Origin of the sequence: Labrenzia sp. THAF82 (assembly GCF_009363435.1) — a bacterium.
Lineage (GTDB): Bacteria > Pseudomonadota > Alphaproteobacteria > Rhizobiales > Stappiaceae > Roseibium > Roseibium porphyridii.
In genome coordinates this window covers 3,148,181-3,162,542 of the sequence record NZ_CP045354.1, presented here as the reverse complement: position 1 = coordinate 3,162,542, position 14,362 = coordinate 3,148,181, and the positions used below count along the sequence as shown (strand labels likewise).

Below are 14,362 nucleotides of genomic sequence, written 5' to 3'. Positions count from 1 at the left end.
ACGGCGGTGGATTTTGCACAGCAAGAGTGACGTAACGCTTGCGGTAGACGCCCAACAGGGGTCTCATAGACGTATGGAAGTGTTTCTCACAGGCGGGACCGGCAGCATTGGTTCGGCAGTCCTTAAGCGACTTCTCGACGAGAACGCCCGGATTGTCGGCCTCGCCAGATCAGACGCGTCGGCTGAAAAACTACGTGCTCTGGGGGCCAATGCCTACCCCGGTGACCTGCGCTCTCCAGAAAGCTGGGTGAGCCGCGCTGCCGCCTGTGACGCGGTGGTGCACACCGGCGCAACTTTTTCTGCAGACATGGGCCGTGTCGACAGGCAATCAATGTTGGCATTGAAAAAGGCCGCGCAGCACCGTCAGCAACCACTCAAGGTGATCTACACCGGCGGTGTCTGGCTGTTTCCGCAAACGACGTCAAGGAACGTGATCACGGAAAAAACTCCATTTTCGCCTTTGCCTGCCTTTCGCTATATGACCGAGACAATCAGGACCTTGTCACACGGCACAGACATGAACCTTGCCGTGGTGCATCCGGCGCTGGTGTGCAGCCGGAACTTCGGACCTATCGCAGAGATGACCGATGCCTTGAAGAAGGGCCAACCGTTTAAAACAAGAGCTACGCGCGATACGCTGTGGCCACTGGTCGAAGTCAACGATCTTGCAGATTTCTACGCGCGCGTTCTGCAACAGTCCCGTTTCAGAATGTCCCTGATTGCCAGCTGCATTGCCGGGATCTCGGTCGGTCACCTTGCATCGCACATTTCCGCAAGACACGGCGCGCCGTTGGAAATCGACACAACACAAGCCCCCGAAGAGACAGATCCGGAAACCGACTGGAGCGCGGGTTATGCCTTGTCACAGAAAGTGGACGTCAGTCACGCCCGTCGCACCACCGGATGGCAGCCCGAGCATTCCACCATCGAAGATCTGGTTGTCACACTGTCAAAATGAACACTGACAATTCCGTATAATGACGGTAGCGATTTTCTCAATTCGAACAAAGACTTTCTAAAGTTTCCCGACTTAGATTTAAGCCAAGGGCAACTTGGGGCATTTCATTGATCCGTTCATTATTCACAGGTTTGGCGTATCTTCTTTTGACGGTTTCACTTGCTGCCAGCGATTGGCCGCTTGGCACATTTGAAGTTCGCAATACGGCCGGGTTTGTTCAGGAAGGCGACGTGCGCAGGACGATCGACGTCGATCGAAATGCCGGTACAGCCGAGATTGCCGGTACTGAAGGCGATGGCCTGAGTGTGAAGATCGGCGGGACCCGGATACACCTTTTCCGGATCGAAGACGGCCTTGCGTCGATAGAATGGGATGCAAGCGGAACCAATTTGCTCCATGGCGTCGATATTCAGGCGCTTCTCGGTAAGGAGACGCCTCAAAACGTTCCGGGTTGGGGTGCCAGCCTTGCCTGGCCCGGTGCCGGTTCGGTCCAGATGGTGCTGCTGCCACTTCGGCAAAACGCCTATACTGGATTTCTGATCAGCCGGCCGGCAGGTCGGATCGTTGTGCGTCAAATGGAATTCAGAAAGGTCTCCGGTCCATCCAATCGCCCAGGATCGACAGGATCAGCTGATAGGCGTCGCGCGGATATTTCCGGCTAGAAAAACAAAAAGGCGCAGCTCCCGGCTGCGCCTTTGTTCTGAACACGTCCAGCTGTTCTTATTGAGCAACAGCGACGGCTTGTTTGGCACTTTCCACATCATTGAACAAAAGAACCATCGTCAACGCGACGCCAACGACAGCGACAGTCCAAAGAGTGACGCTCCAACAAGATTTCTGCACGTTTTCGTCCATCAAATCCCTACACTTTGTTATTCGGCACCGGGTCCCACCGACCTCAAATGTGGCGCCATTGGGGCGATGAGGTAAACGATCCCTTACCCTTTCGCAAGCGCAAAAAAGGAGCAACTGGTATCGCTTTTTTGCAGGGCTTAAATCCTTTCAGTTTTTCAGCACCTTATGGTTTCCCACAGTGTTCCTTAGTGCTGTTGGATAAACTCTGTTATGACAATTTAAAGCCGGAGTTCACCCGCCGGCATCGTCAAAAGGTTCGTGATGCAGTCCCTCTCATATCTGGATATCGCCGCAGCCGTCTGGTTTCTGTTTGCTTGGTTCGGCTTCAATTTATTGATTGACGTCAGTCCCTTAAGACAAAAAACTCTGTCAAGCGCAATGGACGACTTTCGACGTGGCTGGATGATCTCCATGTGCATGCGCGAAGTCCGCATCATGGACACCTCCATCATGGCCGGCCTCCAGCAAGGCACTGCCTTTTTTGCCTCAACGGCGCTTTTGGCAATGGGGGGCTGTTTTGCACTGCTCGACGCGACAGAGCGGATACTTCAAATTGCGGGGGACCTGGCGATACCAGGTGCAGACAGCCGAGCCTTATGGGAAATCAAGGTTCTTGGCCTGATGCTGATTTTCGCCTATGCCTTCTTCAAGTTCGGCTGGGCCTATCGGCTTTTCAACTATGCGAGCATCATTATGGGTGCCGTTCCGGACCTCGGACAAGCTGAAGACCAAGCGGTTCGAAAAATGGCAATGCAGGCCGGCGAACTAAACGTACTCGCCGGACGCCATTTCAACCGAGGTCAACGCGCTTTTTTCTTCGCAATCGGATTTCTTGGCTGGTTTGCCGGCCCCTACGTTTTTGCAGGGGCCACGCTTGCAGTACTGATCGTGCTCACACGGCGTCAGTTTGCTTCAAGAGCACGCTCAGCCGTGTTTTCAGGGCAATATCCAAACCTTGGATCACCCGTCAAATCCGGAGAATAGACCGATACCGGGTCGTCGAAACCCTTCACCTGATACCGTCCATAAAGACCTGAACGGCAGCCCATGATGTCGGAAAGAGCGTCGGAAACCAGCACTTGACGCTCAAGGTCTTTCGCCAGTTCGGCAATACGCGCCGCCAGGTTGACGACCGGTCCCACCACAGTGAAATCAAGCCGTGTTTCGCTGCCGACATTGCCATAGAATACATCGCCGGCATGCAACGCGATCCCAACGCTCATGTCCGGGGTCGCAGCGCATGTTCTCGCGCTGTTGATCGTTTCGATCCGCTGCAGTGTCTCTCGCGCTGCAAGCAAGGCCCGCTTGGCGGCATCGCGCGCCTCATCATCAGTTTCATAGGGGAAGATGGCCATCACTTCATCGCCGATGAACTTCAGCACTTCGCCGCCATGGGCTTCCACAGCTGCCGTCATTGCACCGAAATACTTGTTCAAAAACAAGATGACTTTGTCGGCAGGCAAGGTGTTGGACATCCGGGTAAACCCGCGAATGTCGGCAAAGCTTACAACTGCTTTGATCCACTCGCCCTCGCCTCGGCGTGTCGTTCCGTCGAGAACGCGTGAACCGGCGCGCGGGCCAACATAAGTCTCCAGTACAGTTTCCGCCGTGCGTTTCAGGGTTTTGAGCTCACACACCAGGGCCAGCGGCCGCACGAGCGACTCAAAAACACTGATATGAGAACTTGCAAACCCACCGGGCGTCTTGGTTGCGAAGGTAGCAACCTTTACAGAGCCATCCGAAAACGGCAGCGGCAGCGCAATATAGTCGGTGTAACCTTCATCCCGCAGTTCAACCGTGACCGGAAACTCCACGGCAATCGAAGGTTCTTTCTCGATCCGGACACGCACTGCAGCGCTCGTTTCGTGAACACGCTTGATCGGACTGGAATGGTAGTCCTCTTCCGAGCTGTTGTCAGACGTATAGAGCCTGAGCTCCCGCGTTGCATCACTTGCCCAAATGGATGCTTCTGCACGCACGTTCGGGTGCACGACCCAGATACCTGTTGTCGCCCTGTCGACCGGCACATTGCCGCGACGCAGGCGTTCAGCAAGCTCTGAAACGATTTCCAAAGTATCATTCAAATGCGAAGCGTCGCTGTAGAGCCACTGTACAACGTCTGCCGCGACGATCGGCGCTTCGAGGACCATGAGCCCACGTCCTTTCAAATCCCTGAGTTCATTCAATATATGGTGCGACGCAACCGTCTGTAAAAGAGGTTGAACCCAAAAATGAGATGTAAGTTAAAAGTGATTTGCCGCCTTCAGGGTTGTGGGAAAAATTCCGTGCTCCGCCCGATCGCCCAATAGACCGCCAATCCGAGCCATTCTCTAAACGCGATGTCGAATCGACGCAGCCCCTTTGAAGCGCCATCGAATCCCAACCCTCTGTCCACTTCCCCCCTGGTTCTATAGTCCACAGGATAAGCCGTCAGCCCTGTCCACCCGGCCTTCTTAAAGACCCCCATGGACCTGGGCATGTGATAGGCGGAGGTGACGAGCAGCCACCTTTGGCCCGGCTGCGGATCCACAATCTCCTTGCTCAAGGTTGCGTTTTCCCAGGTATTGCGCGACTCGTCCTCCAGCACAACGCGCTCCGGTGAAATTCCAAAATCGGCAAAGAGACGTCCTGCCCCCTCGGCCTCCGTCGCCTGCGAAGAAATAATGACGCCCTGACCGCCGGTGTGCACGACGATTGCGTCAGGCAACAATCTTGCAAGCCGCGCAGTGATCGTTATGCGTTCAGCCGACATGGTCAAAGCAGTGTCTCCTCGAACACCGGTCACGACGGTATCGACCGCGCCACCGAGAACGATAATGCCATCAAATCCACTGATCTCTGCGGGACGAGGAAACCGGTCTTCCAGTGGCTGGATCAACCAGTTGGCTGCTGGAGAAAATCCACAAATAATCAGGCCAATAAGCCCGGTCCAAGTCATCAGCTTTGCGATACGCCGACGATTGGTGAATGCCATTATCACCAAGCCAAACAGAATCAGCGCGATCAGAAAGTTCGAAGGCTGAATGAAAAACTGACCGATTTTCGAAACGTAGAAGAACATCCGCCCTCCAAGGAAACCATTTTGTTGCAGAACAACGGCTGACGTCATCCAACAAGTCAAGACAGAGCTTCAAACTCGCTCTGATCGCAACAGGAAGGTGAATGTCCATGCTGCGAGACAGCCCAAAAGCCACAACAAAATCAGATCACATTCATCTCTGGATGCGGCTGTCATTGCAGCTGGAAATTTGCGGAAAGTTGCGTCCTTATAGACAACTCGTTTGTTGCCTCTTACCTCCATCTGCCGCCACAACTCATTGCCAGTCGCAAAGCTGGTAGAGGCATTTGAACTGTAAAAAGACTGACACACAAACTCGACATTCTGCGCCGAGCCAGGAGCCCATTTGCCGAAATTACTTCCAACGAATGCCAGCACGATTCAGCAGAGTTTCATTGGAATTTTTCGCAAAGGGAATAATCGTGATCGGAGTCACAGGGTTTTGAAATCAATTGAGGCAATCTCTAGGCATCAATTCGAAGGCTTAATCGAGGATAGCCAGATGACACTCTATATGAAACTTGGTGGACGTAAGGCAGTCATGCAGGCAATGCCGCGTCTGAAGCAACGTCTGGAACAGGATGAATGCTTCGATCTCTCCGGTTTCCGTGAAGAGTTCGAGCGTTCCGATGACCTGACAGAATTCCTGATTTTCCTGTCAGGAGGTGCGCCGTTCTATGATGGAAAGCCCGTGTGCGAGCTGCTCTCGCCAATCTGCACCTGCTCCGACCTCTACGCCCGGTTCGTCGATCACCTGGTCGGCGCATTCTTTGGCGGCAAAGCCGGCACGGGAGACGAAACTGAATTTCGGAGACTGCTGGACCGCTTGCGTCCGCAGGTTCTCAGCCCGAAACCCGTTGCTCCGGTGCTGGTCTATTCGGTCGAACCGGAAACGCTGAGCGCTTAAGGCGCACTTACAAAACAAAACGCCGGTGGAACCATCCACCGGCGTCCTGAGAAAGTTTCCTTCAGAGCTTGATCAGCCCAGCTCGTCCACGCTGGTCACGACCTTTCCGACAAGACCGTAGTCAATGCCCTCTTCCGGGCTCATCCAGTAGTCGCGATCCGTGTCCTTTTCGATCCGGTCGATCGGCTGGCCAGTTGCATCAGCGAAGATCTTGTTCAATCGATCACGCATCTTGATGATTTCCTTGGCCTGGATCTCGATATCCGTTGCCATGCCGCCGGCACCACCGGACGGTTGATGCAGGAGGAAGCGCGTGTTCGGAGTACAAAACCGCTTGTCCTTCGGCACGGACACGTAAATCAGGGCACCTGCGCTGGCGACCCAGCCCATTCCCAGTATCCGCACCTCAGGTGCTACAAACTTGATGGTGTCATGGATCATGTCGCCCGATTCAACGTGGCCGCCAGGCGAAGAAACAATCACCGTAATCGGATCGTTCGAGACCTGTGCAAGGGCAAGCAAACGGGAACAGACGTCGCGGGCCATTTCCTGTGTCACCGGGCCGGTGATCAGAACTGTGCGCGCTTCGAACAGATGCTTGTCGACTTGGATCGACTGCTGGCTCTTGGCTTTGTCCTCGTCATCATCGTCGAGGCGTGCAGGCACCGTGGTCGAATAGTTTTTCATGCGCAGGATTAAGCTCCCTTGGCTGTTGGGCCGGTTGAACCGGCGTTTTCAACGGACGATGGCCACAAGTCCATCATCCCGGCATTAAGTCATGTGTATGCGAAGTCTGGGGCACTCGCAAATGATGTGATCCTCAATAACGTGAAAAGAGTTATCAGAAAGGCAACGGCGGACCAGATCGATGCCTCAGTCTCCACGTGGAAGTTGGCTGTCAATCGCCTTTTCCCTGCGTCCGACAACGAAGTGCCAGACAAGCATGACTGCAAAGGGCAAGGATGGCCAGACGAACCATAGTGTGGACAACCCCGACGTCAGAAGATTGAGAATGAAGAAAAACCCGATCATGAACACACAGCTGCGCACTTTTCTCGGTTGCGCGCGCAACCAGCGCCGTGCCTGCTCGAAACCGTTGGCAACGGCTTGCGTATCCTTGTCCCAATTGGGTCTATCCGATGTTGAACCGGGACTGTCGGCCTCGTCTGCGTTTTGAGCAGTCGTTCTTTCCTGCGGCGCGTTACGTCCTCCCATTCGAACAGAATAGGTTTCGACGGGATCAGCGACGTTCTTGACTTGTTGTGGGCCAAGCGGTTCAAAGCCGAGCGCCATTTTTGTTTTGACCTGATCGTAAACCGACTGCGACAGCATTATCCCGCCCGTGGGCGCAATTTCCTGAAGGCGCGCAGCGACATTCACTCCGTCCCCATAGATGTCATCGCCCTCGACCATGATATCGCCGAGATTGATGCCGATCCTGAATTCCATTTTGTTCAAGTCGGGCAGTTCGGAATTGCGGTGCAAAAGTTCGTTCTGGATGTCGACCGCGCATTGAACGGCTTCCAGAACCGAAGTGAACTCGATGATGACGGCGTCACCCCAGGTATTAACAATCCGGCCGTTGTGGCGCCCTGTCATGGATGACATAACAGACCTATAGGCCTTCAGCCGATCCAACGTGCCATCCTCATCACGCGCCATCAGCTTCGAATATTGCGCAACGTCTGCGCACATGATCGCCGCCAGACGCCGCTTCACCCGTTGCATCATCTTACCCCTGATTGCTCAAGCTTAGGAATGGTAAGCCGAAGGTCAAATTGCAAGGGAAAATCCACTCAGGCTCCAAATGACCGGCCATTGGCCGCAGCCAACACTGGTCCAGTCTATTCACCGCCAGCAAGATCCCTCAAGACTTCCAATGCATCTTGAGCGCGTTCTGCCGGGACAAAAACATGATCATGGAAATAGGCGGCAACGACATTGGCCGGAATGGCTTTTTCTGCCAGGGCCGCAGAAACGGCAGCTGTCAGTCCAACAGCTTCCAGCGACGAATGAACCGTCAGCGTGATCCTCCGGTACCACTCAGCATCGGCCAATCCGAGCTCGCGAGCACGTTCAACGGGAAGAATCGCCGTCGTCCCTTCCGTTTCGGAAAAAAGCCCTATTGGCTCATATTGTGCGAGATCCCCTGGTGCCCTGGCTTCAAATGTACAGAAAACATAGGGCTCAGGATCGAGCATCGGACGCATGTGCGAAATCAACTCACTCAATTCGGTCTCGCCTGGCATGTCGCCTCCAGTTCAAGTTAAACAAAGCCGCAACAGAGGTCGGCGCGGGCTACGTCGGGCGACTTCTTTAAAACCACAGCGGCGGAAAACGGATGCAATTCCAACAAAGCCCTCGCCCCATTGCAGAGGCTTGTCAGCCTCTATCGGGCAAGCATCCAGATAGTGTGCTCCCTTGCTTCTGGCATAAATTGACGCTGCCGTTATGAGTTGGAACATCAAACCGCTGTTCCGGAAACCCTTTCGAACAAAAAAGCATGTCAATGCATAGGTTTTTCCAATCTGGTCAGGCGTGTCCTCTTCAAGAGGGCGAGTGGTCCGGCTCAACTGGAACCGAACATAGTTTTCGCGAGGTCCTACCGCGACCCAGCAAATCGCCGGTTTGTCGTGATAACCCAACAGCCCGGGTTCAGATCCAGTCGAGACCCTGTTGTGGAAGGCATCTCGACGTTCTTCGCGTGCCATGGCTTGCCAGTCTTTCGCTCGTAAGAGCGGCCACATACACCAGCAACCGGAGTTGGCTCCTTTTTCCGGTCCGAACAACTCGACGAGGTCGTCCCAGCGGTCTGGCGTTAGCGGGCGAAATTCCATCTCATTGATCACCTTTATTGCAATCGGTTGAATCGCAAGAAGAACATGACATGCGCAGCACCTGCAACGTTCATAGACTTTTTGAATTTAATTTGACTAACGCTCGAAAAACAAACGATTTACCAGGGAATTCTCTCGCCCCGGTAGTCAAAAAAACCGCCATTTGCCTGAGGTTTGAGCGTTCTCAGAACCGTCAGGATCTTCACGGCAGCCTCATGGGGAGTTTGAACGTCAAGACCCGATTTCGCAAATCCGTCGGTCAATGGCGTTTTTACCGTACCAGGGTGCAAGGCAACGCATATGGCGTCCGGCGCTTTGCGCGAGATTTCAATCGCAACCGTTTTGACGAGTTGATTAAGAGCCGCTTTTGAAGCCCGATAGGCATACCAGCCGCCCAGTTGATTGCCGCCAATAGAGCCAACACGGGCCGACAAAGTTGCAAATACTGACCGCCCCGACCGTGGCAGAAGAGGCAAGAAATGCTTCATTACAAGTGCGGGGCCAATAGCATTGACCGCATAAGCTTCCGCCAGATGCGTCGGATCGATTTCTCGCATACTTTTTTCAGGTCGATTGCCAGACACAGTCAGGGCACCGGTTGCGTCGACAATCAGTCGAATATCACCCTTCTGATCTTTCACCCAATCGGCTGCAGATTTGATAGACGTTTGGTCAAGCAGATCCAATCTTGGCGTGTTCACTCTGTTTAATCCAAGGACAGCGTCATACTGCTGCTCGTCGCAAAGTTTCGTTTGGAGCGCCGAACCGATCCCTCCTCTGGATCCGATGACAACAGCGATCTGTTTCATTTTTGGCCTCTCGTTTTTCGCCCAAAAGACCTACGAAAAAAGATCTTGGAAGGATTTGTCGCCGCATACAGAAGCTGTGACCAAGCATAAGATTAGACACCCCGGCGCCCAAACTGCGTGGGTTTGCTGTAGCTCCGTTGAGTACCGTATTGGGAGTGGCTGTTTGTGGCCGTATACGTTTGCCCCGCAGCTACTTGCGGTTTAGGCAGTTTTGGGGCTCCAGGACTCAGATTTCTCTGTATGCCGCAAACACCGACATAGACAAATGCGATGCGCCAAACAAAGTACCAGATGTATTCGAGCGGGCTGGCAACAAATTGCTTCAATGTAAATGTTTCTGGCTTCGCTGGATCATACTTGAGATCAACATATTTGCTGCGTTTCAAAGTTGTGTAGGTCGTATAGGAGACACGCTTTGTTCTTGTAAATATTTCACCGTCCGGCCCTGGAAATGAGAACGTTGCAAGATAGCTTGGTGTTCTCATTGAAACAGAGTCTTGAGCTTTAACGAGACTGTCGACTTTGCCAGTAACCTCTACACCCCAGAAAACTATCGGAATTCTTTTTTGCATATTGCCCGTGCCGCCAACCAAACCAGCTCCGGCAATACCAATTCCAAAGAGAAACACACCAATGGAAGCTAATTTTCCGACAAGTGTATTTGCTTTCCCCTCTTCTTCAGTGGGAAAACCTATTGAAATTCTTCTGTAAATTCCTCTGCCACCAAAGAATAGAAGCCCACTACCAGCAACGACTTGCCCTACGAACATGAGAACGAACAATGCGAAGACGCCCGGCCCCGGTAGTTAGACATCGGACTTTTCGATGATATTGCCAACCAATTCAGTCCGAGGATCCAAACCGATACCGTTGAGCATCAAATACATCACTACGCCCTGAATCAGTTTCGACATTCCTTGAAACAACAGAAGCAGGCCTAAAACGACCCCAATTAGACCGGCAAACAAGTCTAGGCTGTAGCGTAATAGTCGATCCATAGTGCACCCCTGCAATTGAGATGCTACCCATACGCAAAATTCAATTAAAAGAGACTGAATTAAAGAACTGCAATCATAACGATTATCGACAGATCGGCCGCTACACCGTTGAAATCAAGCGACCATTGGGCGCACTTGTTACTCGTGAAGTCTGCAGAAGGAAACGACCTGCCTAATATTCAAAAGTATGCCCGACCGATAATCCAACCACCCGCAAAATACTCAAATTGTGGGCTGCCATGCCCCATCGACAAATTCTGCTTCATCGTCTCCCGGCCAGGGTGGCATCGAAATACAAATGAACTTCAAAGAAACCGAACCAGTCGCGCGGTACTGAAAGGCCGTCCCGGAGGGAATATCAATCGATACGCCCGGCTCCAGATCGACAACAATCTCCGTTGCACCGGATTTTCGCCAGATCTGTCCCTGTCCCTCAAGAATGTGCCAGAATTCGCTGACTGTGTTGTGCTTGGTCGCCCTGTTTATTTGACCGGCAGGGACCGTCGAGTGGATCATATTGCCGGTCGGGCCATCCATGATAAAGCGGATATCGGCTCCAGCAGGAGACTTGGCATCCGCCGTGACCGGCAACCGTGTACATTTCATTGATCCACTCCTTGACGAAGCCTCAGGTCGTTTTGTTGAAGATCTCGCGGCCAATCAACATGCGGCGGATTTCAGAAGTTCCAGCTCCGATTTCATAAAGTTTCGCATCGCGCAACAAGCGGCCGGTCGGATATTCGTTGATATACCCGTTTCCACCAAGCAATTGGATGGCATCCAGCGCAATTTTCGTCGCATTTTCAGCAGCATAAAGGATTGCACCAGCAGCGTCTTCGCGCGTTGTTTCGCCGCGGTCACAGGCCTTGGCAACCGCATAAACATATGACTTTGTGGCGTTCATGGTCACATACATATCCGCGACCTTGCCCTGAACGAGCTGGAACGTCCCGATCGGTTGCCCGAACTGCTCTCGTTCATGAACATATGGGATAACGACATCCATTGCGGCCTGCATGATACCGACTGCGCCAGCGGCCAGGACAGCGCGTTCGTAGTCAAGGCCAGACATCAGGACATTGACGCCCTTTCCGACTTCTCCCAGCACGTTTTCTTCTGGCACCTCACAATCCTGAAACACCAATTCTCCGGTTTCAGAGCCACGCATGCCCAGCTTGTCAAGTTTTTGGGCGACCGAAAAGCCCGGGAATTCTTTTTCGACCAGAAAAGCTGTGATGCCCTTCGGACCGGCATTTGCATCCGTCTTGGCATAGATGATCATTGTTTCGGCCGAAGGCCCGTTTGTGATCCACATCTTGGATCCATTGAGGATGTATTTGTCGCCCTTCTTGTCAGCGCGCAATTTCATGGACACCACGTCTGAGCCGGCCCCCGGCTCCGACATTGCCAGTGCCCCCAGATGCTCACCAGTGACAAGTTTCTCCAGATACCGCTTTTTTTGGTCGTCGCGCCCCCAACGTCGCAGCTGGTTCACACAAAGGTTGGAATGCGCTCCATAGCTCAGGCCGATCGAGGCGGAAGCCCGACTGACTTCTTCCATTGCGATGCAGTGCTCAAGGTACCCGAGCCCCGAACCACCCCATTCCTCTTCGACCGTTATACCGTGCAGGCCAAGCTCTCCCATCTCCGGCCAGATCTCTCGCGGAAACCAGTCTTCGCGATCTATCTTTTCAGCCATCGGTGCAATGCGATCCTGGCTATAGGAACGGACAGTATCCCGCAGCATGTCGGCAGTTTCGCCCAAGTCGAAGTTAAATCCCGGAAAGTCGTTACGGATCATTGTTTTACCTCCCTGGCTCCCGATCTATCGAGAGCGGTCATAACGGACGAAATCGCTCAGGTCGCCAATACGATCGTAGAGGAGACGCGCGCGTTCATTGTGATCATGTGTGTGCCAATAGACATTGCCGCTTGCTCGCGGCTCGGCATCCGCTGCCGCATAGACTGCTTCAATCAGCTTACGGCCAGCTCCGCTTCCACGAAGCGTGGGAGCGACGAAAAGATCTTCCAGGTAGCAAGTCATCTGCGACGACCATGTGCTGTCATGGAAAAGATAGTGAACTAGGCCAACCATTGTGTCGCCTTCAAAGGCCACCAATGCTCTGTGGCCATTTTCGGAAAGTAACCGTTCAAGCAGGTCGTCGGTCACCTTCGGAGCAAGGTCTTGCTGATAGAATTCAAGATAGGCCAGCCAAAGTGCACGCCAGGCGGATTTATCCGCGGGCTGAAGCGGCCTGATCGTCAGGGTGTGCATCATATCAGTCTTTCACGCCCGAGACGCTCATCAAGGTGAAAAGACCCGTGGCGACATGCACCTGTGTGCCGTCGTCCAGCCCGTAGACATCGGATCGCGCAATTGTCAGGGTTCTCCCCGGCTTGATCACTCGGCCTCTGGCGAGCAGCACCGGTTGGTCCGCAGGATTCAGCAGATTGATCTTGTACTCGCTCGTCAGAACACCCGCTTCAGGCGGAAAAAGCGTCAAGGCCGCATACCCTGCCGCACTGTCTGCAATCGACGATGTCGCGCCAGCGTGGAAATAGCCGTGCTGTTGCGTCAGATCAGGCCCAAGGTCCAACTCAAGATCGACACCACCCGGCGCAAGATGAACAAGCCTTGCACCGATAAACGCCATGAAATTCTGAGCGCTGAAACTGTCGCGAACTCGGGTTTCCCAATTGGGATCTCGTGGTCTCAGGTCCATTCAGGCGTCCTCCGATGCCGCACCGGCACCAAGTTCGCTTATCCTTGTGCGAGCCCCGGCTTCCACCTCGTCCAGCTCCAACAGGGTCAACTCGATGTCGCGCTGCTTTTCCAGCAGCTCTTCGCGCCGCGCTTCAATCTTGTCCAGAAGCAATCGCAGCTGTCCGGTCTCACCCGGCGCACTGGCATACATCTCGATCATCTCCCGGATTTCATTCAGCGAAAATCCGAGGCGTTTTCCACGCAGGATCAATTTGATGCGGGTTCGATCGCCAGGCGTATAAAGTCGTTGCCGTCCGCGCCTGGTGGGTGACACCAGGCCTTGCGCCTCGTAAAAACGCAAAGTTCGGGTGGTTATGTCGAATTCCTGGGTCAGTTGCGTAATCGTGAAATAGCGCTGCATGGCTGCTCCTCGTTGGAGCGCACAGTTCAGCCTTTTTACGTTAAAGTCAACATATCTATTTTATGATATATTTTTCATATAGATAACAACTAGGTCTTTAGGTCTTCAAGTGTCAATTCGCTGTTCAGGACATTCAAATCAACATCCCCGGATATCCCCTCAACAGACCCTCTGTTGTGGAACTGCCAGATCGTCCAATCCTGCGTATAGGCTGGTGAGTGCCAGATGGATCGCGTCCACAGCCGGCGATTAAGGCCCTGCCCTTTCAGATAGGTGCGGTAGAAGTCCTCCGGCGCATAAAAGAGCACCTGCTTTCCAACGACCGCTTCCACCGCGTTTGCAAAATCACTGACTTCACGAAGCACTTCTTCAACGGGCGGGCGCCGGGCACAATTCCCGGTAAACTCCAAATCCACCATCGGAGCGAGCATATCCGGCGCTTCCGGCAAGACACTCAAGAAGTTGTCCGCCTGCTCCTTGCCCGGTTTGCAAAGACTGAAAAAGTGATATCCGCCTCTTTCAAGCCCCGCAGCCCCAGCTGCCGCCCAGTTCCTGGCAAATGCGCTGTCCTTGAAGTCACCACCCTCGCTTGCCTTGATATAAGCAAAGGCGATATTATCGTCCGCGACCTTTGTCCACTCTATGGCTCCCTGATGGTGGGACACGTCAATGCCGCGCACTGGGAAGTCATCCTGATCCGGTTCCCAATTCATGAAGAAAAACGCTGCTCCGACAATCGAAATAACACCGCCGACCACAACGTAGAACAACGTGCGCAAAATCGCTTGCAAGAATTTCATTTCATTATCCGGTTG

18 protein-coding genes are annotated in these 14,362 nt (G+C 53.4%); 4 read left to right on the top strand and 14 right to left on the bottom strand.

The features are described from left to right. Positions 1-13 precede the first annotated feature (13 nt). The 3 genes from FIV00_RS14965 (at position 14) to FIV00_RS14955 (ending at position 2,797) form a co-directional block, all read left to right on the top strand. Entirely contained in the window at positions 14-958 is a 945-nt protein-coding gene (locus FIV00_RS14965) for an SDR family oxidoreductase (RefSeq protein ID WP_209006936.1), read from the top strand. A 107-nt stretch (positions 959-1,065) separates the two neighbouring features. Next, positions 1,066-1,620, top strand: a complete 555-nt coding sequence (locus tag FIV00_RS14960; protein WP_152501497.1) for a hypothetical protein — start codon at positions 1,066-1,068, stop codon at positions 1,618-1,620. 454 nt (positions 1,621-2,074) lie between these two features. Continuing rightward, on the top strand, positions 2,075-2,797 hold the full coding sequence (locus FIV00_RS14955; RefSeq protein ID WP_152501496.1) for a DUF599 domain-containing protein: 723 nt from the start codon (positions 2,075-2,077) through the stop codon (positions 2,795-2,797). Here the strand turns inward: FIV00_RS14955 and FIV00_RS14950 are convergent. Next, positions 2,716-3,963, bottom strand: coding sequence for an adenylate/guanylate cyclase domain-containing protein (locus tag FIV00_RS14950; RefSeq protein ID WP_152501495.1), 1,248 nt, complete (start codon positions 3,961-3,963; stop codon positions 2,716-2,718). The genes FIV00_RS14955 and FIV00_RS14950 overlap by 82 nt on opposite strands. A 113-nt stretch (positions 3,964-4,076) precedes the next feature. After that, a complete protein-coding gene (locus tag FIV00_RS14945; protein ID WP_152501494.1) occupies positions 4,077-4,874 on the bottom strand; it encodes a YdcF family protein in 798 nt (265 codons plus the stop codon). A gap of 499 nt (positions 4,875-5,373) precedes the next feature. Between FIV00_RS14945 and FIV00_RS14940 the strand changes: the two genes are divergently transcribed. Further along, the gene (locus FIV00_RS14940; protein WP_152501493.1) at positions 5,374-5,778 is read left to right on the top strand and encodes a Clp protease ClpP; all 405 of its coding nucleotides are present in this window, start codon (positions 5,374-5,376) and stop codon (positions 5,776-5,778) included. A gap of 72 nt (positions 5,779-5,850) precedes the next feature. Here the strand turns inward: FIV00_RS14940 and FIV00_RS14935 are convergent, their stop codons facing one another. The 12 genes from FIV00_RS14935 to FIV00_RS14880 form a co-directional block, all read right to left on the bottom strand. Continuing rightward, positions 5,851-6,465 carry an ATP-dependent Clp protease proteolytic subunit gene (locus tag FIV00_RS14935; protein ID WP_152501492.1) on the bottom strand — a complete coding sequence of 205 codons (615 nt, stop codon included), beginning with the start codon at positions 6,463-6,465 and terminating at the stop codon, positions 5,851-5,853. A 186-nt stretch (positions 6,466-6,651) separates the two neighbouring features. Next, positions 6,652-7,473, bottom strand: a complete 822-nt coding sequence (locus FIV00_RS14930; protein ID WP_247649388.1) for an adenylate/guanylate cyclase domain-containing protein — start codon at positions 7,471-7,473, stop codon at positions 6,652-6,654. 149 nt (positions 7,474-7,622) lie between these two features. Further along, entirely contained in the window at positions 7,623-8,027 is a 405-nt protein-coding gene (locus FIV00_RS14925; protein ID WP_152501491.1) for an ACT domain-containing protein, read from the bottom strand. A 12-nt stretch (positions 8,028-8,039) separates the two neighbouring features. Further along, positions 8,040-8,615 (bottom strand): GNAT family N-acetyltransferase, encoded by a 576-nt coding sequence (locus FIV00_RS14920; protein ID WP_152501490.1) that lies wholly within the window; start codon positions 8,613-8,615, stop codon positions 8,040-8,042. Between the two features lie 119 nt (positions 8,616-8,734). Continuing rightward, complete coding sequence (locus FIV00_RS14915; RefSeq protein WP_152501489.1) at positions 8,735-9,424, bottom strand: SDR family NAD(P)-dependent oxidoreductase; 690 nt, start codon at positions 9,422-9,424, stop codon at positions 8,735-8,737. A 92-nt stretch (positions 9,425-9,516) separates the two neighbouring features. After that, the gene (locus FIV00_RS14910) at positions 9,517-10,206 is read right to left on the bottom strand and encodes a hypothetical protein (protein ID WP_152501488.1); all 690 of its coding nucleotides are present in this window, start codon (positions 10,204-10,206) and stop codon (positions 9,517-9,519) included. A gap of 438 nt (positions 10,207-10,644) precedes the next feature. After that, positions 10,645-11,028, bottom strand: coding sequence for a cupin domain-containing protein (locus FIV00_RS14905; protein WP_152501487.1), 384 nt, complete (start codon positions 11,026-11,028; stop codon positions 10,645-10,647). Positions 11,029-11,050: 22 nt separating this feature from the next. After that, positions 11,051-12,223 carry an isovaleryl-CoA dehydrogenase gene (locus FIV00_RS14900; protein WP_152501486.1) on the bottom strand — a complete coding sequence of 391 codons (1,173 nt, stop codon included), beginning with the start codon at positions 12,221-12,223 and terminating at the stop codon, positions 11,051-11,053. A gap of 24 nt (positions 12,224-12,247) precedes the next feature. Continuing rightward, positions 12,248-12,700, bottom strand: coding sequence for an N-acetyltransferase family protein (locus tag FIV00_RS14895; protein ID WP_371419575.1), 453 nt, complete (start codon positions 12,698-12,700; stop codon positions 12,248-12,250). A gap of 1 nt (position 12,701) precedes the next feature. After that, positions 12,702-13,145: a PaaI family thioesterase gene (locus tag FIV00_RS14890; RefSeq protein ID WP_152501485.1), complete on the bottom strand. Its 444-nt coding sequence runs from the start codon at positions 13,143-13,145 to the stop codon at positions 12,702-12,704. Continuing rightward, entirely contained in the window at positions 13,146-13,547 is a 402-nt protein-coding gene (locus tag FIV00_RS14885) for a MerR family DNA-binding transcriptional regulator (RefSeq protein ID WP_152501484.1), read from the bottom strand. 89 nt (positions 13,548-13,636) lie between these two features. Next, the gene (locus tag FIV00_RS14880) at positions 13,637-14,347 is read right to left on the bottom strand and encodes a GH25 family lysozyme (RefSeq protein WP_152501483.1); all 711 of its coding nucleotides are present in this window, start codon (positions 14,345-14,347) and stop codon (positions 13,637-13,639) included. Positions 14,348-14,362: the final 15 nt, after the last annotated feature.